Origin of the sequence: Symbiobacterium thermophilum IAM 14863 (genome assembly GCF_000009905.1) — a bacterium.
GTDB lineage: Bacteria > Bacillota > Sulfobacillia > Symbiobacteriales > Symbiobacteriaceae > Symbiobacterium > Symbiobacterium thermophilum.
In genome coordinates this window covers 250,016-273,165 of the sequence record NC_006177.1, presented here as the reverse complement: position 1 = coordinate 273,165, position 23,150 = coordinate 250,016, and the positions used below count along the sequence as shown (strand labels likewise).

Sequence of the window (23,150 nt, the reverse complement as noted above, 5' to 3'; positions counted from 1 at the left end):
GCTTACCGCAGAACTTTTGCCAAGTAATTTTACCAAAGTCGGGTTCGCCAGTGAAGGCCTGTTCCCCTGCATCTTTTTCAGTTTCGCCCCTAGTCTGCGCGTCCGCCCGTATCCGCGTGCAAACTAAGAGCGTCCTAACGGCGAGTAAATACCCCGCCGGGTATCTGTGACAGGAGGGGACCGCAGATGGCCCAGTATACCGTTCCCATCACCGACGCCACCTTTGAGGCCGAGGTGCTGCAGTCCGAGCTGCCGGTGCTCGTCGACTTCTGGGCGCCCTGGTGCGGGCCGTGCCGCATGATCGGCCCGGTGCTGGAGGAGTATGCGCGGGACAACGGCCACCGCATCAAGATCGCCAAGCTGAACGTGGACGAGGAGCAGGAGTGGGCGGGCCGGTTCGGCGTGATGTCGATCCCGACGATGATCCTCTTCCACAAGGGGAAGCCGGTCGGCCAGCTGGTCGGCTTCCGGCCCAAGCACGAGATGTACCAGATCCTGGACAGCGCCCTGGATCAGCTCGAGTCGGCCTGAGCACGAGGCAGAACCGGCGGAGGGAGACAGCGCCCCTCCGCCGAACTCGTCTCCGGAAAGCGAAGTCGCGCCGTCCTCACGGGAGGTGCCGCCGGGTGGAACTCCTCATCCTGCCCCTGTTCGTCCTGGGCGTGGCCGCCATCGTGGCGTTCTGGAACCGCGCCGGCCGCTGGTCCGACGACGACGTGGGCACCGCGGTCGGCAACGCCCTGGAGACGCTGAACGCCGCCCTGGGCGGCGGGGAGCACCTCGCGGCGCTGGAGTACCGCAGACAGGTCCACGACGAGGGAGAGCAGGCTGGAGGGGCCGGCCCCCAGGCCTTCTTCCCGGGGGTGCGGGATGACGTCGTCGTGATCCGCCCGCCGCGGGGCGCCGACGAAGGCGGGCCTCCCCGGCCGGACGAAGCGGCGCTGACGGCGGTGGTGGAGGTGTCGGGCGCGGCGGTCGGCCGCGTGCGCTTCCGGCCGCTGGGAGCCGGCGCCTGGCGGCTGGAGGAGCTGTCCGCGCCCCCCGACGTGTACGTCCGGACGGCGAGGCTCCTGCTGGCGTACCTGTTCGAGATCGAGGAGGCCGGGCGGGTCGAACTGGCCGCCGACGTCGCCGGGCTGGGGGCCTGCGGCTTCCGGGACGGCGCCGTGACGCCGGAGACCGTCCGTCCGCCCCAGCACCGCTTCTCGCTGCGCCTCCAGGCAGACTAGCGCAAAGGGGAACCCGACCGTCCAGGTCCGGTTCCCCTTTTGGCTCAGCCGAGCTTGATGAACTGTTCGATCACCTCGTCGACCGCGGCCGTGGGGTCCTCCCCGCGCCGGATGGCCTCGGTCACCTGCAGCCCCATGTTGCAGGCGGCGGCCTTCATGCCCACGCGGTTGATGGCGGCCTTCATGGCGCCCAGCTGGATGAGGATCTGCTCGCAGTCCTGCCCCTCCTCCAGCATCCGCTGGATCCCGCGGGCCTGTCCTTCGATGCGCCTGAGCCGGCGCATCAGGTCTTCGTAGAGCGCCGGATTGACTTCTCTAATGTTCATCCCAACCGCCTCCTCCCATAAGATTACCGTACCCGGTATCCTCTGTCAAAGGCAGGGGGCGGAAAGGCCCGCCGCAGGGCGCGCGGCGGGCCTTCAGGCTCGGGAGAAACAGGGATGGCCGGCCGGCGCCCGGCCTCACCGGGCCCGGGCCTCGGCGGCGGCCGCGCAGATCGCGGCGAACGAGGTCGGGTCCAGGCTGGCGCCGCCGACCAGGGCGCCGTCGATATCCGGCTGGGCCATGTAGGCCGCCATGTTCTCCGGCTTTACGGAGCCGCCGTACTGGATGCGCACGCGCGCGGCGGCCTCCGGCCCGAAGGCCTCGGCCACCACCGCCCGCACCGCGGCGATGCGCGCCTGGGCGTCGCCGGGGTCGCAGTTCCGGCCGGTGCCGATGGCCCAGACCGGTTCGTACGCGATGACGAGGTTCGCCACCTGCTCGGGAGTCAGCCCCTCCAGGCCCGCCAGGAGCTGCCGCCGGTTGACGGCATCCGCCTCGCCGGCCTGCTGCTCCTCCAGCGTCTCCCCGATGCAGAGGATGGGGATCAGCCCGTGCTGCAGGGCGGCGCGCACCTTGGCGCCGACCACCTCGTCGCTCTCCCCGAACAGCCGCCTCCGCTCCGAGTGGCCGAGGATCACGTACCGGCAGCCGGCGTCCACCAGCATCGCGCCCGAGACCTCGCCGGTGAAGGCTCCGGAGGGCTTGTCGCTCATGTTCTGCGCGCCCAGCCCGACCCGGGTGCCCGTGAGCCCCCCGGCCACCGCGGCCAGCGCGGTGAAGGGCGGGCAGATGACGATCTCCACCCCGGACATACCGGCTTCCCGGGGCAGGAAATCGGCGAGGAACTGCCGGGCCTCAGGCTGCGTCTTGTGCATCTTCCAGTTGGCCGCAACGATGGGGGTCCGCATCGCCTGATTCCTCCTTATGCATGTCACGTCTCGGCTACCGGCCCCAGTCCGCGATCAGCCAGGGCTCGCCGGCCCGCTCCCGCACCAGCAGGAAGTAGGCCCACTGGGGCCCCTCCGCCAGCGTGGGGTCGCGCCGCGCCTCGCCGGGCGCCAGTTCCAGCTCGTACTCCACCCGGAATACCTGTTGCTCCGCATATCCCGGAACCCGGGCCACCGGTGCGTCCGGTGCGGGCGCGACGCGAGTGACGCGCGCCGCCTTCACCGACAGCCGGCGCCGGTCGAAGGTGGACGGGCTGTTATACAGCCGCGCGCGCTCCGGCGTGAGCGTCGCCAGGATCCACTCCAGGTCGTGGGCTTCGATCGCGCGGAAGTGTTCCACCACGACCTCGGCTGGCTCCGCCTGGGCGCGCCGGCGCAACCACGCCGCAGCCGGCGACTCCGGCTGTCGACGCCCGAAGAGCCGCCCCAGCAGGTCCATCACGGCTTCACAGCGAGGCAGGCAACGCCGGGCAGTTCCTTCCCCTCCAGGAACTCCAGCGAGGCGCCGCCGCCCGTGGAGACGTGGGTCATGCGATCGGCCAGGCCCGCCGCCTCGACAGCCGCCACGGAGTCGCCGCCGCCCACGATCGTCACGCCCTCGCAGTCCGCCATCGCCTGGGCGACCGCGAAGGTGCCGCGCGCGAAGGGCTCCATCTCAAACACGCCCATCGGGCCGTTCCACACGACGGTGTGAGCCCCGCGGATCACGTCGGCAAAGGCCCGGGCGGTCTCCGGCCCGATGTCCAGGGCCATCCAGCCCTCGGGGATGGCGTCCACCGGAACGACCTTCTGCTCGGCGTCGGCCTTGAACTCCGAGGCGACCACCAGATCGGTGGGCAGGAGGATCTTGTCGCCGCCCTTGGCCAGCAGCTCCCGGGCGGTGTCGACCCGGTCCTCCTCCACCAGCGACTTGCCGGTGGCGAAGCCCCTGGCCCGCAGGAAGGTGTTGGCCATGCCGCCGCCGATGATGAGCCGGTCGACCTTGGTCAACAGGTTCTCGATCACCATAATCTTATCCGAGACCTTGGCGCCGCCGATGATCGCCACGAAGGGCCGGTCGGGGTCGGACAGGGCCTTGCCCATGATGTCGACCTCTTTCTGCATGAGGAAGCCTGCCACCCGAACCGGCATGTGGTCGGCCACCCCCCGGGTCGAGGCGTGCGCCCGGTGCGCGGTGCCAAAGGCGTCGTTGACGAAGATCTCGCCGAGGCGCGCGAGCTTCGCGGCGAACTCGGGGTCGTTCTTCTCCTCCTCCGCGTAGAAACGGACGTTCTCGAGCAGGACCACGGACCCGGGCGGCTGTTCGGCCACCAGCCGCTCGACCTCCTCGCCGATGCAGTCGGGGGCGAACACGACCTCCCGGCCCAGCAGCTCGGACAGGCGCCGGGCACAGGGGGCGAGGGAGTACTTCTCGTTCCGCTGGCCCTTGGGCCGGCCCAGGTGCGACGCCAGCACAGCGACCGCCCCTTCCTCCACCAGGTACCGGATGGTGGGCACGGCCGCCCTGATCCGGGTGTCATCCGTGATCCGACCATCTTCCAGCGGGACGTTGAAGTCGACACGCACGAACACGCGCTTGCCCTTGACATCGATGTCGCGTACGGTCATCAGCGCCATCTTGCGATTCCACCTTTCTCCTCTGGCGCCCCAGGCGGGGCGGGATACTCCCGAGACTTTGTTAAACCCCTCAACAAAAGATTTACCACGCCGTTGGAAAAATCCCTTCTCACCGCGTTAGTATTCTTCGGCCCCGGCGCGCGGATGTGCCGCGGCCTCCGGCTGACCGCGGACCACGGCATATCATTTATTCCGATAGGGTTTCTTGGGTCCCCGGATAGATTATTTTTATGGTATGGTAATAGTAGTGGGAAAGGGGATTGCCAGCCGGGAGGCGAGCAAGCCATGGACGTGCAGGGCCTCGAGGCCTTCTGGTGGATTGCCAAGACGGGCAGCTTCAACCGCGCGGCCGAGCGGCTGTTCCTGACCCAGCCGTCGGTCACCGCCCGCATACAGGCCCTCGAGAAGGAACTGGGACAGCAGCTCTTCGAACGCCGGCCCCGGGGGGTGCGGCTGACGGACGCCGGCCGGGCGCTGCTGCCCCACGCCGAGCGCGTCCTGCAGGACATCAAGCGGGCCCGGCAGGCCGTGCTCGATCTGCAGACGGCCAGCGGCGGAACGCTTTCCGTGGGCTCGGCCCTGACCACCTCTGCGTACCTTCTGCCCGACATTCTCCTGCGCTTCAAGCGCGGCTACCCCAACGTGGAGGTGCTGGTGCACACCGGCCGTTCCCACCAGGTCCAGCAACTGGTGCTGGACGACACCGTCCAGGTGGGGCTGGTCCACGCGCCGCTGCCGAGCCACGCCGAGATCGTCTCCTACCCGCTGTCGGAGGAGCCCATCCTGCTGGTCGTCCCGCCCGACCATCCCGTGGCCCGGCACAGCGAAGTGACGCTGGACGAGCTGACGCAGGAGTCCTTCATCACCACCGACCGGGCGTCCGGATACTGGGCCCTGGTGGAGCAGTGGTGGGCGAGCCAGGGTTTCGTCCCCCACATCACGATGGAGCTGGACTCCATCGAGGCCGCCAAGCGCATGGTGCTCTGCGGCCTCGGGCTGACCATGCTGCCCTACTCCACGGTCAAGTCCGAGATCGAGCTGAGCCAGGTGGTGGCCGTACCGCTGGCGAACAGCGCCACTCTAAAACGGCAGAACATTCTCATCCACCGGCGGGGCAAGATCTGGAGCGGCACCGCCAAGGCTTTCCTGCGCGTGCTGGAGGAGATGTTCCAGGTCAACCTGGGCGTGAAGGACGAGGGGTGAGGCGAGGGGGTGCGGTACTTTCCTTCGGAGCGTTCGCTGTGGTTCGGACTGATCGTCTGGGTCGTCGTCCCCGGCGTCGTGGCGTTCCTGCTGGTGTTGCTGCTGCGGGAACCGACCCGGTGGTGGGACTGGATCCTGGCGGGCGCGGCCCCCGCGGCGCTGGAGGGCCTGCTGATCTGGATCTGGTTCGGGACCGGCTACGCGGTCACGGAAAACGAGCTGGTGATCCGGTCGGCGTTCCTGACCTGGCGGATTCCTCTCGCCGCCATCCGGCGGGTGCGGCCGACGCGGAGTCCGCTCACGTCCCCGGCGCTCTCCATGGACCGGCTGGAGGTCCGCACCAACAAGGGGTCGGCACCCCTGATCTCGCCACGGAACCGGTCCGAGTTCCTGGCCCTGCTGCGCGAGCGCTGTCCGCAGGCCGACATTGTGGCCTGAAGGCGGCCCGTCCGCCCGGCCCCGCAGCAGGCCGGAGCCCGCGTATGGCACAGGGCTGCGCGTGCGCGCAGCCCTTCCTTCGTTCCTCAGGATGTCAATAACGCCGACGCTGGCCGGAGTTGGGCAGGCCCATCTCCTCCCGGTACTTGGCGACGGTGCGGCGGGCGATCCGCAGCCCCTGCGCCGCGAGCGCCTCCGCCAGCGCCTGGTCGGACAGCGGCCGGGCCGGATCCTCCTGCCGGATCAGGTCCGCGATCATCCGCTTCACCGCCTCGGCCGCGACTCCCTCCCCGTGGCCCGTCTCCACGCCGCTGGAGAAGAAGTACTTCAACTCGAACATGCCCTGGGGCGTCTGGGCCCACTTGCCGCTGGTCGCCCGGCTGACGGTCGACTCGTGCACGCCGACGGCCTGCGCCACCTCCCGCAGCGTCAGGGGCCGCAGGTGGCGGGGGCCGCGGTCGAAGAACTCCCGCTGGAACCGCACGATCGCCTCGGTCACCCGGAGCAGCGTCAGCCGGCGCTGCTCGATGGACCGGATGAGCCACAGGGCCGACTGGATCCGCTCCTCCACATAGCGGCGCGTGTGACCGTCAGCCGCGTCGAGCAGCCGGCGGTAATGGGTGGACACCGACAGCCTGGGCAACGGCGCCTCGTTGACCATCACCACGTACTCCTGGCCGACCCGCTCGATGAACACGTCCGGCACGACGTACCGGGCCTCGTCCCCGCCGCCGAAGCGCCGGCCGGGCTTGGGATCGAGGTTGCGGATGGCGTCTGCGGCCGCCTGCACCGCGGCGCAGTCCACTCCGAGCCGCTCGGCGATGCGCGGGATGCGTCCTGCGGCCAGATCCTGCAGGTGGTGGCGGATGAGCTCCGGCACCAGCGGATTCGGGTCGTCCAGCGTCGCCCACTGGATCAGCAGGCACTCCTGCAGCGACCGGGCGCCGACCCCCGGCGGGTCCAGCGACTGGATGACCTTCAGTGCCGCCTCCACCTGCTCTTCGGTCGCGCCCAGTTGCGCGGCGGCCTCCCCCAGGGATACCGCCAGGTAACCGTGGTCGTCGATGCAGCCAATGAGGAAGCGGGCGATGCGCTCCTGCGCCCGGTCGAGCCGAAGGAGCCCCAGCTGGCTGTGCAGGTGCTCGGCCAGGGTGGGCATCCTGGGCGTAAACGGCTCGAAAGATGTGTCCTCCTCCCGCTCAGGAGGCGCGCCGGCCCCGTGGGATCCCCCGCGGTTCAGGAAATCCAGCAGGCGGCCGACCTCGGAGGGCGCGCCATCCTCAGACGGCTCCCTGGGCTCCACCTCCAGGCAGGGATTCTCCAGGAGTTCGCCGGCGATCAGCTCGCTCAGCTCTGCAACCGGCTTCTGCAGGACGGTGATCGCCTGGCGCAACTCGGGCGTCATCACCAGGCGCTGGGTCTGCTGCATCCGAAGCTCAAAGCCGAGACGCATGGCCGCCACCCCCAGCAGCAGGCTGCTCTGGTGTACGCTATTCTCCCTGGCGGCCCCGGTTTCCTCTGCAAATCCCGTGCCAATCGCTGCGCTCCAGAAACCTCCTCGTCTCCGGCTGCCGCGGCCGCTGCAGCACCTCTTCCGCCGGTCCCTCCTCGACCAGGCGGCCGTCCTGGAAGAAGGCGACCCGGTCCGCGAGCCGCCGGGCCTGGTCCAGCGAGTGCGTGACCAGCACGATCGCCATCGCGCCGCGCAGCTCCGCGATCAGCCGCTCGACCTCATCGGTCGCGGCGGGATCCAGCGCCGAGCAGGGCTCATCCAGCAGCAGCACCTCCGGCTCCACGGCCAGGGCGCGGGCCAGGCAGAGCCGCTGCTGCTGCCCGCCCGACAGCCCGCCGGCGTGCTGGTGGAGACGGTCCTTCACCTCGCTCCACAGCGCCGCCCGCTGCAGGGCCGAACGGACGATCCGCTCCAGCTCCGGGCCCCGCACGCCGAGCAGGGCCGGCCCGAAGGCGACGTTCTGGAAGATCGACATCGGAAACGGGTTCGGCCGCTGAAACACCATCCCGATCCGGCGGCGGAGCTCCTCGGGCGGCAGCCGTTCGACGGGGAGGCCGTCCAGCAGGATCCGCCCCTCCACCCGCACCCCGTGGCGCAGGTCGTGCATGCGGTTCAGCGCCCGGAGAAACGTCGACTTCCCGCATCCGGAAGGACCGATCAGCGCCGTCACCGACCGGTCCGGCACCGCAAGGCTGACGCCCCGCAGCGCCTCCCGGCCGCCGTAGTAGACCCGCAGGCCCCGGGTCACCAGCTTGGCCCCGGAAGCATTCCTCATCGCCTGGTTCACCTGTCCCGCCTCCCGCCCATGAGCAACTGCGCCAGCGCGTTCAGCACCATGACGCCGCAGACCAGGGCGAGGGCCGTGGCGTGGGCCCGGCCGTCCGACAACCCCTCCCCCGCCAGCAGGTAAAGGTGGACCGCCATCGACCGCCCCGGGTCCAGGGGCGACCTGGGCAGGGCAAGGTCCGTCCCGGCGGTCAGGAGCACGGCTGCGGTCTCCCCGGCCGCCCGCCCCAGGGCCAGCAGCGCGCCGGTGAGGATCCCCGGCGCCGCCTGCGGCAGCACGATCCGGCGGACGGCATCCCACCGGGTCGCCCCCAGCGCGGCCGCCCCCTCCCTCAGCTCCTGCGGCACGGCCGCCACGGCCTCCTCGCTGGTGCGGATGACGGTCGGCAGCAGCATGAGGGCCAGCGTCGCGCTCCCGGCGAGGAGCGAAGGCCCCCACCCCAGCCGCACGACGAACACGGAAAACCCGAAGAGCCCGAAGAGGATGGACGGGACGCCGGCCAGCGTCTCGGTGAGGCTGCGGATGGCCGCAACCCATCGGCCTGGGGGCGCGTACTCCGCCAGGTACAGCGCGGTACCGACCCCCAGCGGCAGCGCCAGCGCGAGGCTGCCCGCGGCCAGCCACAGCGTGGAGAGGATCGCCGGGAGGATGCCGCCCTCCCGTCCCGCCGCGGCCGGGAGGGTGAACAAGAACTCGGGCGTGAGGCTCCCGGCTCCCCCGGCGGCGAGCGCGGCCAGCAGCCCCACCATCACGCCCGTCACCGCGAGCGCCAGGGCGCTGAGCAGCGGCCTCACGGCGCAGCCCTCCCGCCTGCGGCCCGCCGGGCTGCCTGGGTCACGGCCAGGTTGATGAGGAGGAGCAGCGCACCGCTGGCGAACAGCGCCTCCCGGTGGCGACCGGTCGCGTAGGCCATCTCCAGGGCGATGTTGCCGGTGAGCGTGCGGGCGGGGTCCAGGGGGGACCGGGGCACGGCGGCGGCGTTGCCCAGCACCATCAGCACCGCCATCGTTTCCCCCAGGGCCCGGCCCAGGGCGAGGATCACCGCGGTCGTGATCCCGCCTTTCGCCGCGGGCAGGAGCACACGCCAGGCCACCTGACCGGGGGTGGCCCCCAGCGCGTACGCCCCTTCCCGCAGCGCCGGGTCCACCGCCCGGAGCGCGTCCTCGCTCACCGCGGCGACCGTGGGCAGCACCATGAGCGCCAGCACCAGCCAGCCGGCCAGCAGGCTGAGCCCCAACCCGCCAAAGGCCCGGCTGACCCAGGGCACGATCAGGTTCAACCCCAGGAAGCCGAAGACGACGCTGGGCACCGCCGCCATCCCCTGAAGCACGGGCCGCACCGCGCCCGCCAGCCGGGGCGTCGCGACCTCAGTCAGGAACAGGCCGACCCCGACGCCGACGGGCACGGCAAGCGCCAGGCTCCCCAGCGTGACGAGGACGGAACCCGCCAGCAGCGGCAGCACCCCGAACCGCCCGTCCTCCGGGCTCCAGACCGGCCCGAACAGGTGCGGCAGCGCCCGCCATCCCTCGGCGGTCACCGCGAGCGCGATCAGGATGACGCCGGCGGAAGCCACGGTCGCCGCGGCGCCGAGCGCCGCGCGCGCAAGACGGTCCCGCACGTCCATCCCCCCAGCTCCTCCTGAAGCGATGGATATGCGGGACCGCCGCGGGAGAGACAGGCTATCGGACCGGCAGCATCCCCTCGTCCGCCACCAGCTTCTGACCGGCCGGGCTCAGGGCGTACGCCAGGAAGGCCCGGGCCTCCCCGGCCGGGGGGCCCAGCGTCACCAGGCTGAGCGGCCGCACCAGCGGATAACCGGGCTCGCCCGGCAGGTACCCGTCGATCCGGAGCAGCTTCACCCCGCCGGCCCGGGCGACCCCCAGGCTCAGGTACCCCACCGCGGCCGGATCATTGCGCACGGCCAGCCGGATGGCGCCGTTGGTGTTCTGCACCGCGGCGAGGGGGTGAATCGGCCCCACCAGCTCCCGGAAGGCCTGGCGCGAGCCCGATCCCGCCTCCCGGCTGATGAGGTGCACCCGGCCCGCCGTGCCGCCCAGCTGGGCCCAGTCCCGGATCTCACCGGCGAACAGGCGGCGCAGCTCCGCCAGGGTCAGCCCGTCCACCGAATTGGACGGGTGGACGGCGATGGCCAGCACGTCCCAGGCGATGACGTGCGCCTGGAACCCCTCCCGCATCTCCTCCGGCGTAAGCCTGCGGGAGACGGTGGCGAGGTCGGCAACCCCGCTCCGCAGGGCCTGCAGGCCGGCCGTGGAGCCGACCCCCTGGGTGGAGACCCGGGCGCCGCCGGCGGCCCGGTAGCCTTCCGCGAGCATCTCGGCCAGGGGCTGCAGCGAGGTGGAACCGGCGATGCGCAGGCCGACGCTGGGCCGGCCGCAGCCGACGAGCAGCGCCGCGGCCAGGGCAACGACGAGTGTCAGCGGCTTCACACGCACGCGCATGGGGCGCCTCCCGTTCAGGCCAGTCTCTCCCTAGCCTTTCCGGCAGGCGCCCCGCGCTTGCACTCAGAACTCCCTCAGGAAGACGCCGTCGCAGACGAACTCCGCCGGCCCGGTGAGGAACACGTGGCCCGTGGCCTCGTCCCACTCCACCTGCAGGTCGCCCCCCGGCATGCGGACCCGGGCAGCCCTCCCGGTGCGGCCCTTGAGGCATGCCGCCACCAGCACGGCCGAGGCCCCCGTGCCGCAGGCCAGCGTGAGACCGGAGCCCCGCTCCCACGTCCGGGCCCGCAGCTCCGCCGGGCCCTGCGCCTCCGCGAAGTTGACGTTGACCCGCGCCGGAAAGTCGGGGTGACGCTCCAGCTGCGGGCCGACCTTCGCCAGGTCCACCGCGTCGACGTCGTCGACGAAGATCACGATGTGGGGCACGCCGGTGTCCACCACGGTCACCGGGTACTCCCGGCCCTCCGCCGCGATCCGCCGGTCGCCCAGGATGCGGGGCGGGCCCAGATCGACCCGGACCCCGGCGAAGGAGCCGGCGTCATCCACCAGCACCTCCGGCACCACGCAGCCCGCGGCGGTCTGGACGCGCATGCGCCGCCTGGCGGTGAGCCCCCGCTCGTAGCAGTACCGGGCGAAGCAGCGCATGCCGTTGCCGCACATCTCGCCCTCGGACCCGTCGGCGTTGAACATGCGGAACCGGAAGTCATAGCCCGGCTCCGCCGGCGGCAGGATGACGATCAGGCCGTCCGCGCCCACGCCGAAGTGCCGGTCGCTCAAGGCACGGGCCAGCGCCGGCAGCCGCTCCTCGGGCACCTGCTCCACCAGGTTGTTGACGTAGATGTAGTCGTTCCCGGCCCCCTCCATCTTGGTAAAGCGGACCACCGCCATCCCCCCGTCAGACCACCCGCGGGAAGCGGGCAGGCGATGGGCCGTCGCGCCCGTCCCCGCGCCGCCCGGAGACTGAAAAAGCTGAACCACGACCGCGGTTCAGCACGTTGCGTACATTGTACCAGGAGATTCCGACCCCAGCAAGGCTGGTTTGCGGCCGGTCCCGTGGTTATAATGACAGTCTAAATGACCCGTGATGAGGAGGGAAGCCGATGCTCGAGGGAAAGGAGGCCCTGCTGAACGCCTGCCGCAAGCGCAACATGCGCGTGTGCGAGACCCCGATCAACCTGCTCGAGAGCGACGTCCAGGCCGAGGGGAACCTCGACGGCATGGAAGTGGCCCTCGAGATGAACGTCATCAGCGGGATGCCCGGGGAAAGCCGGGGAACCCTCACCTTCCAGGGGAACCTGAGCAGCCTGCTGGCCGTCCTCGCCCGCGTCTGGCCCGTGCCTCCCGAGCAGGACGAAGCCGTTTCCCCGGGGCGGCAGAGCTGGCCCGCCCCTCCCCGGAAGGTCGGCAAGGACACCCCGCCCATGTAAGAAGCCCCCGCAGCGCGGAAACGCCTGCGAGGGGGCTCTTTTTTTAGTCCACCAGCAGCCGCCTGGCCTCCAGGTTGACCTCCAGGACGTTCAGTTCGGTCATGTGGGCGATCTGCGCCGCGACGGCCTCCTGCGCCTCCCGCAGCACGTCGAAGATGTGGTACCCGTACCGCAGGAGCACCTCCATGTCGACCAGCACGCCCTCCCGACGGCTCTCGACCACCACCCGGCCGACCCGCCCGACCCCCGGAACCATCTCCGCCGCCCGGGTGGCGATGGCCGCGATCACCGTGTCCGCGATGAAGAACCGACCGAGGCTGGAGAACGTCGGGCGCACCACCGACTTCTCCAGGGTTACCGGGTCCAGCCCATGGTCCCGCTTGAAGAAGAAGCGCAGCGGGTCCACCATGTAGCCCGAGAAGGTTTTCTTCACCTCGAACGTCGGGGCCGGGATGACATGCTTGCCCTCGTGATGGCGCTTGCGCTGCGCCAGGCGGATCTGCGCGGGTGTGGCGATCTCCTCGATGCGGATCGTACGGTCGGGGTGCGGCAGGTCCAGCGCGTCGCAGATGCGCACGATCATCTCGTCGGACGTGCCCAGGACCAGCACCTTCTTGGGCTTCAGCGACCAGAGCGCGGAGCGGACCTCCGCCCGGTGGCCCTCATCCAGGAAGATGGCCCGCCGCACGGCCGCCATCTTGTTCTCCTCCCGCTTGGCGCTGGTGCCCGCGCGGATCTTCCCGTCCTTGTCGATGAGCAGTCCGTCGTCGACGATCAGCTCGCACTGGTTCTGATACGCCACGATCTGGGCGCGGTGGCTCTTGCCGCTGCCCGCCGGCCCGACCAGCGCGACCACCTCCACCCAGACCACCTCCTCACCCTTACATTACCAGAATCGACCGGGATCCGCCCAGCCTAGTCACCCGCGAGCCGTGCAGACCGCGCCTTTTGCCCCGGAGCCGTCTCGGTCCCGGTTCCCCGCAGCCGGCGGCGCCAGGGACGCACCCTGTCGCCGGCGAGTACCATGGAGTATTCAGGTGAGACGGAGGGAACAGCGCAGATGTGTGGCATAGCCGGTTGGGCCGACTGGAAGAGGGACCTTTCCCGGGAAGGCCCGGTACTGGAAACGATGATTGCGCCGCTGGCCGATCGGGGGCCGGACGCCGGGGGCATCTGGTGCTCCGGCCACTGCGCCTTCGGCCACCGGCGTCTGGCGGTGGTCGACCTGGTCGGCGGCGCCCAGCCCATGGTCCGCAGCCGCGGTGACCGAACCTATGTCCTTGTGTACAACGGGCAACTCTACAACACGCAGGAGCTGAAAGAGGAGCTCACCGCCCGCGGTCATGCTTTCTCGACGCAGTCGGACACCGAGGTCCTGCTCGTCGCGTACATGGAGTGGGGGCCGGAGTGCACCCGCCGTCTGAACGGCATCTACGCGTTCGCGGTGTGGGACGAGGCCGGGCAACAGCTCTTCCTGGCCCGCGACCGCTTTGGCGTGAAACCTCTCTTTTATAAGACGATGGGAAGCGCGATCCTGTTCGGCTCCGAGCTGAAGGCGCTGCTGGCCCACCCGCTGGTGCAGCCGGAGGTGGACGCAGAGGGGCTGGCCGAGGTGCTCTACCTGGGACCGTCCCGCACCCCGGGCCACGGCGTGTTCCGGGGCGTCCGGGAGGTGCTGCCCGGCCACTGGCTCCTCTTCGACCGCGCGGGCGTGCGGACGCAGCCGTACTGGCAGTTGGAAAGCAGGCCCCACACCGACGGCCCGGCGGAGACGGCCGAGCGGGTGCGGGAGCTGCTGCGGGAGGCGGTTCGCCGGCAGCTGGTGGCCGACGTGCCGGTGGCCACCCTGCTCTCCGGCGGGCTCGACTCCAGCGCGATCACCGCCTTCGCCGCCGAGGCCTTCCGGGCCCAAGGGCGGGGGCCCCTGCACACCTGGTCCATCGACTACGCGGAAAACGACCGGCACTTCCGCGCCCACGCCTTCCAGCCCGACCCCGACAGCGCCTACGCGGGAACGATGGCCGAGAGCCTAGGCACGGTGCACCACGAGGTCGTCATCGATACACCGCAGCTGGTGGACGCGCTGGAGAAGGCGGCGCTCATCCGGGACCTGCCGGGCATGGCCGACGTCGACGCCGCGCTTTTCCTGTTCTGCCGGGAGATCAAGAAGGGGGCCACCGTGGTGCTCTCCGGCGAGTGCGCGGACGAGGTGTTCGGCGGTTACCCGTGGTTCCACCGACCCGGCCCGGAGACCGGCCGGACCTTCCCCTGGATCCGCTCGCTGGAGGCCCGCACGGCCCTGCTGCAGCCCGGCGTCACGGGGCCGATCCGGGCCGAGGACTACGTGGCCCAGCGGTACAGCAACACCGTAGCCCGCGTGCCCCGGCTGCCGGGGGAGGAGCCGGAGGAGGCCCGCATCCGGGAACTCTTCTACCTCAATTTGGCCTGGTTTATGGCCACGCTCCTGGACCGCAACGACCGCATGTCCATGGCGGTCGGGCTGGAGGCGCGCGTCCCCTTCTGCGACCACCTCCTGGTCGAGTACGTGTGGAACATCCCCTGGCGCCTGAAGACCTACGGAGGGCGGGAGAAGGGCATCCTCCGGGAAGCGCTGCGGGGGGTGCTGCCCGAAGCGGTGCGGACCCGGCGCAAGAGCCCGTTCCCGAAGACCCACCACCCGGAATACTTCCGCGCCGTGCGGGACCGGGTCCTGGCCCTGCTGGACGACCCCGCCTGCCGGCTGCACAAGATCGTCCGGGCCGACCGGGTGCGGGCCCTGGCGCGGCAGGACCACGAGGCCACGGACCTGCCCTGGTTCGGCCAGCTGATGAGCGGCCCCCAGTACTTCGCCTGGCTCATCCAGCTCGAGGCCTGGCTCCGGCACTACAAGGTGGTGCTCGTTTGAGAAACGGCGGACCGCAGCGAACGGGGCTGCCCCGGGGGAGCGATCGACTCTCCCGGGGCAGCCCCGCGTGTTCCGGGGCGGCAGCAGGCCGGGAGCATCCGTGCACTGATTGGATTCTCGATTCGATACAATTCCGAACTTGTATCGGGGGAATGCCGGATCACGGATTGACAGTAAGTGGATGCCACCCCTATACTGCAAATCACATTTTTCACATGGCGGAGCGCCTGTCTGCGCTCCCGGTGAGGAGGCGGCCAAAGGGGTGAGAGAACAGTGCGGATCGTGCGCAGCGAGCGGGAGATTCGGCGGTACCTGGCGGAGAACGAGCACGACGCCTGTGCTCTCATGGCGGCCGTGCGCAAGGACGGACACCCGACGCATGCGGTCGTGGCGGACGCGCTGGCGGCCCTGGACCGCATGGTCCACCGATCGGGCGACGTGGACGGAGAGGGCGATGGATGCGGGGTCCAGATCGACATCCCGCGAAGGCTGTGGGCATCCATCCTCCGCGAGGCCGGGCAGGATCCCCGGCTGGCCGAGGCGCCCCAGTTCGCCGTGGCCCACATCTTCATCCCCCGGCGCGAGGCCTACTGGTCCGGCTCCCTGAAGGAGCAGGTCTGCCGCCGCCTCGCGGCCGACGGCTTCCGGCTGCTGGCCCAGCGCAGCGGCGCGGTCAACCGGGAGGCCCTGGGGACGCGGGCCCGGGAGGATGAGCCGGAGTTCTGGCAAGTGGCGGTGCTGGCGCCCACAGCCGACCGGCAGGCGGCCGCCCGGGACTGCTTTGGCCTGACGCTGGCCCTGGAGGCGGAGACGGACCTGCACATCTGCTCCTTCTCGCCCGACACGGCGGTGTACAAGGTGCGCGGCAACGCGGCCGTCCTGGCCGCCTACTACCCCGACCTCCGGGACCCCCGCTGCGAGACCCGGGCGGTCCTGGGTCACAACCGGTACTCCACCAACACCTCCACCGCCTTCGAACGGGTTCAGCCGTTTTCCGTGCTGGGCCACAACGGCGAGATCAACACCATCCGGGCCCTGCGGGAACAGGCGCCCCTGGTGGGCATCCCGCTCCCCCGCGGCGGCTCCGACTCGCAGGACCTGAACCGCACCCTCGAAGGGCTGATCCACCTGCACGGGATCACGCTCTTCGAGGCCGTGGAGATGCTCTTTCCGCCCATCATCGGGGAGATCAAGCAGATGCCCCCGGCGCTGCAGGACCTGTATATGTACTACCGGCAGGCCTGGGGCCCGTTCGCCCAGGGGCCCGCGGCCATCGCCGCCCGGAGCGGCGACGCCCTGGTGGCCTCGGTGGATGCGCTGGGGCTGCGGCCGTTCTGGCTCCTGGAAACCGAAGAGAGCCTCCTCTTCTCCTCCGAGCCCGGCATCGTCAGCAGCCTCGACCTGGTGCGAGATCCGCACCCGCTGGCGCCGGGCGAGCGGGTGGGCGTTCTGCTGCCGCAAGGCCGCTCGCCCGAGTTGCTGACCTACACGGAGCTGCAAGACCGGGTGCTGCAGCTTTCGCGGCAGCGCTTCCCCGATCCGGTGAACCACAGGCGCTTCATCGCCGTCGGAGGCCCGGCGGAGACCGACCGGGGGCCCTTGCCGGAGGCCACCGGACCAACGGCAACGGAGCCCGGACGCGCCGCTGCAGGCGTGGAGCGGGAACGGCTGATGGCCGCCATGGGGTGGAGCGTCGAGGATCTGGAACAGGTGGCGGCCATGGCGCGGACGGGCGCCGAGCCCATCGGCTCCCTGGGTTACGACGGGCCGCTGGCCTGCCTGGCGGAGACCCGGCAGAACCTCGCGGACTACTTCAAGGAGTCGGTGGCGGTGGTCACCAACCCGGCGCTGGACCGGGAGCGGGAGATCGAGCACTTCTCCACCCGCACCGTGCTGGGCGTGCGCCCGCCCATCCGGATGCGCGGGGAGGACGACGCCCGGAGCCTGGCGGCGACCCGGGTGGAACTGGGCATCCCGGTCCTCCTGGGCGGCGAGCGGGGGGAACCGCTGGTTTCCCGGGCGGTCGGCCGGAGGCTGGCCCGCACCGCCGGCACCTGGCTGCTCGACGACCTGCTGGCTGCGTTCGAAGCCGGCGCCCCCGGCGCAGTGCGGCGCATCGCCGTCTGGTTCAGGCCCACCGAGACGCTGGCGCAGGCGCTCTCCAGGCTTTCTGCGGCGGCGGTGGATGCGGTGCGGACCGGCGCCCAGGTGCTGCTCCTGGACGACGGCGACGCCTTCGCCGGAGACCGGCTCTGGATCGACCCCCACCTCTCCCTCTCGGCGGTGGACCGGGCGCTCCACGCGGCAGACGGGGCGGATGGCCGGCAACGCCTGCGACGCCGGTGCTCGCTGGTGCTGCGCTCCGGCGCCCTCCGCTCCCTCCACGACGTGGCGCTCGCCCTGGGGCTGGGTGCGGACGCGGTCAACCCCTACCTCATGCTGGAGGCGGCGGCCCAAGCCGCCCCCGCGCCGGAGGAAGGGCTGGCCAACCTGCTCGCCGCCCTCCGGAAGGGGATGGAAAAGGTCATCTCCACCCTGGGCATCCACGAGCTGCGGGGGTATGCCCGGTGCTTCAGCCACATCGGGCTCCGGCCGGAGGTGGCCGCGTACTTCGCCGCCGAGGGGTTCGTGGGTTCGGAGCAAGGCGGGCTCTCCCTGGCCCGGCTGAAGGCGGACGCGCACGAGCGGTACCAGGTGGCCGCCGGCCAGTGCAGCGGCAGACTGCCGCGCACGCCCCGCTTCTGGCCCCGCCTGTGGAAGGCCGCGGGGGAGGCGGCGGCTGACAGCAGCAAGTACGCCGACTACCTGGCCCGGCTCCGGAAACAGGAACAGGAGAGCCCGGTCTGCCTGCGCCACCTGCTGGACTTCCGTCCCCACGGCCGCAAGCGCCCCCTGACGGCCGAGGTGGACACCACCGTCGAGGGCTACCGGTACCCGATCACCATCTCGGGCATGTCGTTCGGCTCCCAGGGCGAGACGGCGTTCCGGGCCTACGCGGAGGCGGCCAGGCGGCTGGACATCGTCTGCATGAACGGCGAGGGCGGCGAGATTTCCGACATGGTCGGCCGGTACTGGCGGTGGCGGGGCCAGCAGGTGGCCTCCGGCCGGTTCGGGGTACACGCGGAGATGCTGAACGGCAGCCGCTTCATCGAGATCAAGATCGGCCAGGGCGCCAAGCCCGGCGAGGGCGGCCACCTGCCCGGGGCCAAGGTCTCCGCCAAGGTCGCCCGGGCGCGCAATGCCACCCCGGGGGTCGACCTCATCTCGCCCTCCAACAACCACGACATCTACTCGATCGAGGACCTGGCCCAGCTGGTGGAGGAGCTGCGCACCGTCAATCCGCTGGCGAAAATCGTGGTGAAGATGCCGGTGGTGCCCGGGATCGGTACCATCGCGGTGGGCGTCGCCAAGGCCGGCGCCGACGTGGTGGCGCTCTGCGGCTACGATGGCGGCACCGGCGCGGCCCGTCAGCACGCCCTGCGCCACGCCGGCCTGCCGGTGGAGATCGGGGTGCGGGAGGCGCACCTCGCCCTGGTGGCGTCGGGGATCCGGGACCGGGTGGAGATCTGGGCCGATTCGGGCATGCGGTCGGGCCTCGATGTGGTCAAGATGCTGTTGCTCGGGGCCAACCGGGTGGGGTTCGCCACGCTGGCGATGGTGGCCGTCGGCTGCACCGTCTGCCGGGGCTGCCACCTGGACACGTGCCACGTGGGCATCGCCACGCAGATCGAAAGCCTGGCGGAGGCCCGCGCGAAGGGGCTGAAGTCCTTCGTCCCCCGGCACTACGAGGAGGCCGTGCAGCGGCTGGTGACGCTCTTCACCTGCGTGGGCGAGGAGGTGCGGCAGCTCACGGCCCAGCTGGGGTTCCGCCGCACCCAGGACCTGGTGGGGCGGGCGGAGCTGCTCTGGCAGGCCCGGGGCCTGGGCAGGGTCGACCTGGCCGAGCTGGTGGCGCCCGCGCCGTGGGAGGCGCCCGCGGTCCCGGCCGCCGAGCGGGCGCCCGTGCGGCGGTACGCCCGCAGCGAGCTGACCCGGGAGATCGCGGCGGTGGCCGCGGGCCGCGCCCGGGCAGGGGAGCCCCAGGTGTGCCACCGGCAGGCCGGCGTCACCGCCGGCGACCGGATCATCGGCACCTCCCTGGCCGGAGATGTGGCCCGGGCCCGGGTGCGCCCGGCGGTGGAAGGCGCCCGCCTCCCCGACCTGCCCCCCGACTTCGCTGCGACCATCGAACTGGGAGAGGGCTCCATCGCGGGGAACGGCCTGGCTGCGTTCTCCACCGGCGTCCTCTCCGTCCGGGTGCAGGGCGGCGCGCAGGACGGCGTGGGCAAGGGGATGCTGGGCGGGCGGGTGGTGATTCTCAAGAACCGGAACCAGAGGGGGCAGTGGGTCAACGGTTCGGTGGGCAAGTCCTTCGCCTACGGCGCCCAGCGCGGCCTGTTCGTGGTGCAGGGCGACGCCGACGCCCGCTGCGGCATCCGCCTCTCCGGGGCCGACCTGATCCTCGGCGGCCGGATCCGGGAGCCGCTCCGGGACGACCTGGGCTCCATCGGGACCCGGGCCAACCTGAAGGGGTTCGCCTTCGAGTACATGACGCAGGGACGCGTCGTGGTGCTCGGCGACCCCGGGCCGTGGATCTGCTCCGGCATGACCGGCGGCGTGGTCTACGTACGGCTCCAGCCGGAGCTGGGGCTGGACCGGGAGGCGCTCCGGCGGCGGATCGCGAAGGGCGCCCGCGTGCAGCTCACCCCGGTCGGGGAACAGGGCGAGAAGGACCTGACCGAGCTTCTCTCGGCCTACCACCGCATCCTGCTGGAGGCGCAGCAGCCGGAGGAGGCGGCCGAGGTGATGGGCCTCATGCTGGACTGCGGCCGGCACTTCATCGCCATCCGGCCGGTCACCCGGCAGGTGGATCCCGGCGTGACTACGGAGTAGCAGACCTCGGCGTCCGCACGGACCCGTTTCACCCGCCGGTGTGCGGGTGACAGCATATCCGCCGGACCCGGAGGGGTTCGGCCAAGAAAGAGATCCTGGCGTTCGCCAGGCGTGAAGGAGGGCTGGAGCGATGAACCTGGATGGATGGACCGTGGGGATCGATTCGGCGTGGACCATGGTGGCCGCCTCGTTGGTCTTCTTCATGCAGGCCGGGTTCGCGATGGTGGAGGCCGGGTTCACTCGCTCCAAGAATGCGGTGAACATCGTGCTCAAGAACCTGATGGACTTCGTCGTCGCCTCCATCGCATTCTGGGCGGTGGGCTTCGGGCTGATGTTCGGGGCTGACGCCGGCGGGCTGGTCGGCCTCGGCGGCTTCGGATCCCCCGAATCCCGCTTCCTCCACCTGGGCCTGGCGATTCCGTTCTTCGTCTTCCTCTGGTTCCAGACCACGTTCGCGGGGACCGCGGCAACCATCGTCTCGGGGGCAATGGCGGAGCGCACCAAGTTCTCAGCCTACCTGCTCTTCAGCGCGGCCATCACGCTGCTGGTCTACCCGGTGGGCGGCCACTGGATCTGGGGCGGCGGCTGGCTCGCCCAGCTGGGTTTCGTGGATTTCGCCGGATCCACGGTCGTGCACTCGGTGGGCGCCTGGGCCGCGCTGGCGGGCCTCCTCCTCCTGGGCCCCCGGATCGACCGGTACGACAAACAGGGCAGGCCCCGAAAGATCGTGGGCCACAACCTGGTGCTGGCGGCCCTGGGCGTCTTCATCCTCTGGTTCGGCTGGTTCGGCTTCAACCCGGGCAGCACACTCTCCGCCACCGACCCCAACATCGGGCGGATCGCGGTGACCACCAATCTGGGGGCCGCCGCCGGCGCCCTGGCCGCGCTGCTCAGCGCCTACCTGCGCACCCGCACCTGGGAGGCGGAGGCGGCGCTCAACGGCGCCCTGGCCGGCCTGGTGGGCATCACCGCCGGCTGCGCCTTTGTCTCGCCTGCAGCGTCAATTCTCATCGGCGCCGTCGCCGGAATGCTGTTGGCCCCCGGCACGGCCCTGCTGGAGCGGTTCCGCATCGACGACGCCGTGGGCGCCATCCCCGTGCACGGCTTCGCCGGCCTCTGGGGCACCCTGGCGGTGGGCCTCTTCCACGAGACTCAGGGACTGCTGGTGGGCGGCGGACCGCAGCTGCTGGCCATTCAGGCCCTGGGCGCGGCGGCGGTCTTCGCATACGCCTTTGCCGTCTGCCTGCTGATCTTTGCCACCATCAAGGCCACGGTAGGGCTCCGGGTCTCCCAGGAGGAGGAGCTCTCCGGCCTCGACACCGAGCACGGTGCGCGGGCGTACCCCGACTTCCAGCCGGCTGCGGCGCACGGCTACACGGGCGACGACTGACGGCTCCCCGTCACCGGCGCGTGCGACGACCAACGACCCCCACGGGCTGTGCGGGCGACACGGACGCCTGCCCGAGACCAACGTGCGGCACCGGATGCGGTGCCGCACGTTGGTTCGCGCCTGGGTTCAGAAAATCCGGCTGGATAAACCCAGCCGGATCGTCTACTATGTGGGATGATGGTTTACACGCGGCCTCCCAGTATATTCCTGCAACCCGGGCACTGCGTCTCCCCGGGGCGGCCCCGGAAGGTTCGACGGCAGTGGCGGCAGCGGCACTCGACCAGCTGGATGAGCGCACGCCGCTCCCCGCGGGCCAGGTCCTCGACCGCGAGGGGCGCCTCCCCCATCGCCCGTGCCGGGCAGAGATCCACACAGGTGCCGCAGGCCACGCACGCGGCCGGCTGGTGGGTGAGCGTCCACCCGGCTTCCGCCCCTTCCGCGGCCAGGCTGCCGGTCGGGCAGAACGCGGCGCAGATGCCGCAGCCGGTACATGCGTCCGTCGCGCGGCGGGCCTTCCACGGTCCTGCGGGCATCTCCCCGGCCCGGGTCGCGTCCGGGTCGAGCCGCCGCAGCCAGCGGGCGCGCCGCCGGGGCAGCCGGGCGGGCAGACGCGCGTGGTTGAGCTCCGGTTCGGGGAGCAGCTGGCGGGCCGCCTGGGCCGACTCGGTGCGCCAGAGGCTCAGCAGCTCCCGCCGGGTCAGGCTCGGCGTGGCCGCTTCGGCGCCGCCCTCTGTCGTCAGACGAATCGCGTGATCCGACCCCAGTGCGGCCAGCGCCGCCCGCGCCAGCGCCACCGCCTCCCGGGCCAGCTCCCCGCCAACCTTGCGGAAGCAGGACTCGCAGTCGCCGGCGGCGAGCTCCACCCGGCCATGGCGGAGGGCCATCGCGAGCAGGTGGTCCACCGACAAGTAGCCCAGGCAGGGCAGGCGAAGACCGTCGCCGGCGGCCTTCTCGCATCGCACGGCCGCCGCGGAGAGAACCGCCTCGTCGTCGATGCCCCTGACGGAGACGGCCGCCGTGGGGCAGACGCCGGCGCAGATGCCGCAGCGATCGCAGACGGCGGGGTCCGCCCACACCCTCCCGCCCTCGACCCGCAGCGCAGAGGTCGGGCACGCCTCCGCACAGCGTCGGCAGCTGGAGTGCCGGTGCCGCGCCGCCAGGCAGGCCTGCGCGTCAACCCGGATGGGATCCGGATCCATCAGTTTCAGCAGCCGTTCGAGATCGATCAAGCTGCTCCCCCCTGTCTGTCCTGATCTTACCGCCCTCGTCCCGAGGGGCGGAATAGGGAGCGCGGGGGATTTGCCATGGCCCTCATGGATAGTTCGGTGACCCGTAACCTGACAGCCCGTTTTGTCGTTAGATTATCTGTAAGAGAGCCAAGGGGGTGTCACACATGCGCCGTCCCTGGTTGCGCGCCGCAGCACTCATCCTCAGCACCGCGCTGATCCTCAGCGGCTGTGGCTCCGCGGACAACCCTCCGCCTTCACCGCCGCCGCAGACCGAACCGAAGCCGACGCCGAACCCGACGCCGCCGGAGACACCGGAGACGCCGTCACCTCCGGCCGATGCCCCTGAGGACCCCGCAGAGCCCGAGCCGGATGTCCCCGCTCTTCCCGGCGACACGGAGGCCCTGAGAGAGGCGCTGCGGGTCCAGTCGCCCATTACCTACACCATCGTCCTCGCCCACGACGCCCCCCGCGAGATGGACAAGACCGCCTATCTGGATCAGATGCTGGCGGAGCAGGGCTACCCCGGCAAGAACGAGATCCTACTGGTCCTGTTCCCCGCGGACAACTACAACATCCGCTTTGCGATGGGCTCGCTGGTCTTTGACCGCAGGATCACCCTCCAGCAGATGCTGGAGCTGGTACAGAGCCAGTACCTGACCCGCTCGCGACAGGGCGATCCCGCCGGGGGCCTGGCCGCGCTGATCAACGCCATCAACGAGCGGGCGAAGTAGGTCCTCGTGAACCGTGTCG

At 70.9% G+C, this 23,150-nt stretch carries 21 protein-coding genes; 9 read left to right on the top strand and 12 right to left on the bottom strand.

The genetic code is table 11. The features are described from left to right. Nucleotides 1–186: 186 nt before the first annotated feature. On the top strand, nt 187–531 hold the full coding sequence (gene trxA, locus STH_RS01270) for a thioredoxin (protein ID WP_011194382.1): 345 nt from the start codon (nt 187–189) through the stop codon (nt 529–531). A gap of 95 nt (nt 532–626) precedes the next feature. After that, a complete protein-coding gene (locus tag STH_RS01265) occupies nt 627–1,229 on the top strand; it encodes a hypothetical protein (RefSeq protein WP_011194381.1) in 603 nt (200 codons plus the stop codon). Nucleotides 1,230–1,273: 44 nt separating this feature from the next. On the opposite strand, the gene STH_RS01260 is transcribed toward STH_RS01265, so the two are convergent. The 4 genes from STH_RS01260 to STH_RS01245 all read right to left on the bottom strand — a co-directional run bounded on the left by STH_RS01260 (nt 1,274) and on the right by STH_RS01245 (nt 4,117). Then, nucleotides 1,274–1,555: a metal-sensitive transcriptional regulator gene (locus tag STH_RS01260; RefSeq protein WP_011194380.1), complete on the bottom strand. Its 282-nt coding sequence runs from the start codon at nt 1,553–1,555 to the stop codon at nt 1,274–1,276. A 135-nt stretch (nt 1,556–1,690) separates the two neighbouring features. Further along, nucleotides 1,691–2,461 carry a triose-phosphate isomerase gene (gene tpiA / locus STH_RS01255; RefSeq protein WP_011194379.1) on the bottom strand — a complete coding sequence of 257 codons (771 nt, stop codon included), beginning with the start codon at nt 2,459–2,461 and terminating at the stop codon, nt 1,691–1,693. A 34-nt stretch (nt 2,462–2,495) separates the two neighbouring features. Continuing rightward, the gene (locus STH_RS01250; RefSeq protein ID WP_148205446.1) at nt 2,496–2,939 is read right to left on the bottom strand and encodes a DUF4829 domain-containing protein; all 444 of its coding nucleotides are present in this window, start codon (nt 2,937–2,939) and stop codon (nt 2,496–2,498) included. Beyond that, complete coding sequence (locus tag STH_RS01245) at nt 2,939–4,117, bottom strand: phosphoglycerate kinase (RefSeq protein ID WP_011194377.1); 1,179 nt, start codon at nt 4,115–4,117, stop codon at nt 2,939–2,941. Before STH_RS01245 ends, STH_RS01250 begins: the two co-directional genes overlap by 1 nt. 285 nt (nt 4,118–4,402) lie before the next feature. Here STH_RS01245 and STH_RS01240 point away from each other — a divergent pair, with 285 nt between their 5' ends. Then, complete coding sequence (locus STH_RS01240; protein ID WP_011194376.1) at nt 4,403–5,320, top strand: LysR family transcriptional regulator; 918 nt, start codon at nt 4,403–4,405, stop codon at nt 5,318–5,320. Nucleotides 5,321–5,329: 9 nt separating this feature from the next. Then, nucleotides 5,330–5,758: a PH domain-containing protein gene (locus STH_RS16725; RefSeq protein ID WP_011194375.1), complete on the top strand. Its 429-nt coding sequence runs from the start codon at nt 5,330–5,332 to the stop codon at nt 5,756–5,758. A 94-nt stretch (nt 5,759–5,852) separates the two neighbouring features. On the opposite strand, the gene rpoN is transcribed toward STH_RS16725, so the two are convergent. The 6 genes from rpoN to dapF all read right to left on the bottom strand — a co-directional run bounded on the left by rpoN (nt 5,853) and on the right by dapF (nt 11,405). Further along, nucleotides 5,853–7,211, bottom strand: a complete 1,359-nt coding sequence (gene rpoN, locus STH_RS01230) for an RNA polymerase factor sigma-54 (RefSeq protein WP_011194374.1) — start codon at nt 7,209–7,211, stop codon at nt 5,853–5,855. A 37-nt stretch (nt 7,212–7,248) separates the two neighbouring features. Continuing rightward, nucleotides 7,249–8,046, bottom strand: a complete 798-nt coding sequence (locus STH_RS01225; RefSeq protein ID WP_050742348.1) for a phosphate ABC transporter ATP-binding protein — start codon at nt 8,044–8,046, stop codon at nt 7,249–7,251. 8 nt (nt 8,047–8,054) lie between these two features. Further along, nucleotides 8,055–8,852, bottom strand: a complete 798-nt coding sequence (gene pstA / locus STH_RS01220; protein ID WP_011194372.1) for a phosphate ABC transporter permease PstA — start codon at nt 8,850–8,852, stop codon at nt 8,055–8,057. After that, nucleotides 8,849–9,682, bottom strand: a complete 834-nt coding sequence (gene pstC, locus STH_RS01215; RefSeq protein WP_011194371.1) for a phosphate ABC transporter permease subunit PstC — start codon at nt 9,680–9,682, stop codon at nt 8,849–8,851. Before pstC ends, pstA begins: the two co-directional genes overlap by 4 nt. Before the next feature lie 55 nt (nt 9,683–9,737). Then, on the bottom strand, nt 9,738–10,517 hold the full coding sequence (locus STH_RS01210) for a phosphate ABC transporter substrate-binding protein (protein ID WP_011194370.1): 780 nt from the start codon (nt 10,515–10,517) through the stop codon (nt 9,738–9,740). Nucleotides 10,518–10,580: 63 nt separating this feature from the next. Then, nucleotides 10,581–11,405, bottom strand: coding sequence for a diaminopimelate epimerase (gene dapF, locus STH_RS01205; protein ID WP_043712980.1), 825 nt, complete (start codon nt 11,403–11,405; stop codon nt 10,581–10,583). A 212-nt stretch (nt 11,406–11,617) separates the two neighbouring features. Between dapF and STH_RS01200 the strand changes: the two genes are divergently transcribed. Further along, nucleotides 11,618–11,944, top strand: a complete 327-nt coding sequence (locus STH_RS01200) for a hypothetical protein (protein ID WP_011194368.1) — start codon at nt 11,618–11,620, stop codon at nt 11,942–11,944. A gap of 43 nt (nt 11,945–11,987) precedes the next feature. On the opposite strand, the gene STH_RS01195 is transcribed toward STH_RS01200, so the two are convergent. Then, nucleotides 11,988–12,806 (bottom strand): Asp23/Gls24 family envelope stress response protein, encoded by an 819-nt coding sequence (locus tag STH_RS01195; RefSeq protein WP_011194367.1) that lies wholly within the window; start codon nt 12,804–12,806, stop codon nt 11,988–11,990. 198 nt (nt 12,807–13,004) lie between these two features. Here STH_RS01195 and asnB point away from each other — a divergent pair, with 198 nt between their 5' ends. From asnB to STH_RS01180, 3 genes are all read left to right on the top strand, one after another. Beyond that, the gene (asnB, locus tag STH_RS01190) at nt 13,005–14,849 is read left to right on the top strand and encodes an asparagine synthase (glutamine-hydrolyzing) (protein WP_011194366.1); all 1,845 of its coding nucleotides are present in this window, start codon (nt 13,005–13,007) and stop codon (nt 14,847–14,849) included. A 273-nt stretch (nt 14,850–15,122) separates the two neighbouring features. Further along, nucleotides 15,123–19,781, top strand: coding sequence for a glutamate synthase-related protein (locus STH_RS01185; RefSeq protein WP_011194365.1), 4,659 nt, complete (start codon nt 15,123–15,125; stop codon nt 19,779–19,781). A 130-nt stretch (nt 19,782–19,911) separates the two neighbouring features. Then, nucleotides 19,912–21,171: an ammonium transporter gene (locus STH_RS01180; protein WP_011194364.1), complete on the top strand. Its 1,260-nt coding sequence runs from the start codon at nt 19,912–19,914 to the stop codon at nt 21,169–21,171. Nucleotides 21,172–21,353: 182 nt separating this feature from the next. Here the strand turns inward: STH_RS01180 and STH_RS01175 are convergent, their stop codons facing one another. Then, the gene (locus STH_RS01175) at nt 21,354–22,400 is read right to left on the bottom strand and encodes an NADH-quinone oxidoreductase subunit I (RefSeq protein ID WP_011194363.1); all 1,047 of its coding nucleotides are present in this window, start codon (nt 22,398–22,400) and stop codon (nt 21,354–21,356) included. A gap of 164 nt (nt 22,401–22,564) precedes the next feature. On the opposite strand from STH_RS01175, the gene STH_RS01170 reads away from it, so the two are divergent. Then, the gene (locus tag STH_RS01170) at nt 22,565–23,131 is read left to right on the top strand and encodes a hypothetical protein (protein WP_011194362.1); all 567 of its coding nucleotides are present in this window, start codon (nt 22,565–22,567) and stop codon (nt 23,129–23,131) included. Nucleotides 23,132–23,150 lie beyond the last annotated feature (19 nt).

Excerpts from the sequence above, each read along its gene's own strand:
- STH_RS01210 (WP_011194370.1), bottom strand. The coding sequence starts at position 10,517 with ATGCGCGTGCGTGTGAAGCCGCTGACACTCGTCGTTGCCCTGGCCGCG.
- STH_RS01225 (WP_050742348.1), bottom strand. The coding sequence starts at position 8,046 with ATGAGGAATGCTTCCGGGGCCAAGCTGGTGACCCGGGGCCTGCGGGTC.
- trxA (WP_011194382.1), top strand. The coding sequence starts at position 187 with ATGGCCCAGTATACCGTTCCCATCACCGACGCCACCTTTGAGGCCGAG.
- STH_RS01245 (WP_011194377.1), bottom strand. The coding sequence starts at position 4,117 with ATGGCGCTGATGACCGTACGCGACATCGATGTCAAGGGCAAGCGCGTG.
- STH_RS01240 (WP_011194376.1), top strand. The coding sequence starts at position 4,403 with ATGGACGTGCAGGGCCTCGAGGCCTTCTGGTGGATTGCCAAGACGGGC.
- STH_RS01250 (WP_148205446.1), bottom strand. The coding sequence starts at position 2,939 with ATGGACCTGCTGGGGCGGCTCTTCGGGCGTCGACAGCCGGAGTCGCCG.
- STH_RS01200 (WP_011194368.1), top strand. The coding sequence starts at position 11,618 with ATGCTCGAGGGAAAGGAGGCCCTGCTGAACGCCTGCCGCAAGCGCAAC.
- tpiA (WP_011194379.1), bottom strand. The coding sequence starts at position 2,461 with ATGCGGACCCCCATCGTTGCGGCCAACTGGAAGATGCACAAGACGCAG.
- STH_RS01170 (WP_011194362.1), top strand. The coding sequence starts at position 22,565 with ATGCGCCGTCCCTGGTTGCGCGCCGCAGCACTCATCCTCAGCACCGCG.
- asnB (WP_011194366.1), top strand. The coding sequence starts at position 13,005 with ATGTGTGGCATAGCCGGTTGGGCCGACTGGAAGAGGGACCTTTCCCGG.
- STH_RS01180 (WP_011194364.1), top strand. The coding sequence starts at position 19,912 with ATGAACCTGGATGGATGGACCGTGGGGATCGATTCGGCGTGGACCATG.
- dapF (WP_043712980.1), bottom strand. The coding sequence starts at position 11,405 with ATGGCGGTGGTCCGCTTTACCAAGATGGAGGGGGCCGGGAACGACTAC.
- rpoN (WP_011194374.1), bottom strand. The coding sequence starts at position 7,211 with ATGCGTCTCGGCTTTGAGCTTCGGATGCAGCAGACCCAGCGCCTGGTG.
- pstC (WP_011194371.1), bottom strand. The coding sequence starts at position 9,682 with ATGGACGTGCGGGACCGTCTTGCGCGCGCGGCGCTCGGCGCCGCGGCG.
- STH_RS01260 (WP_011194380.1), bottom strand. The coding sequence starts at position 1,555 with ATGAACATTAGAGAAGTCAATCCGGCGCTCTACGAAGACCTGATGCGC.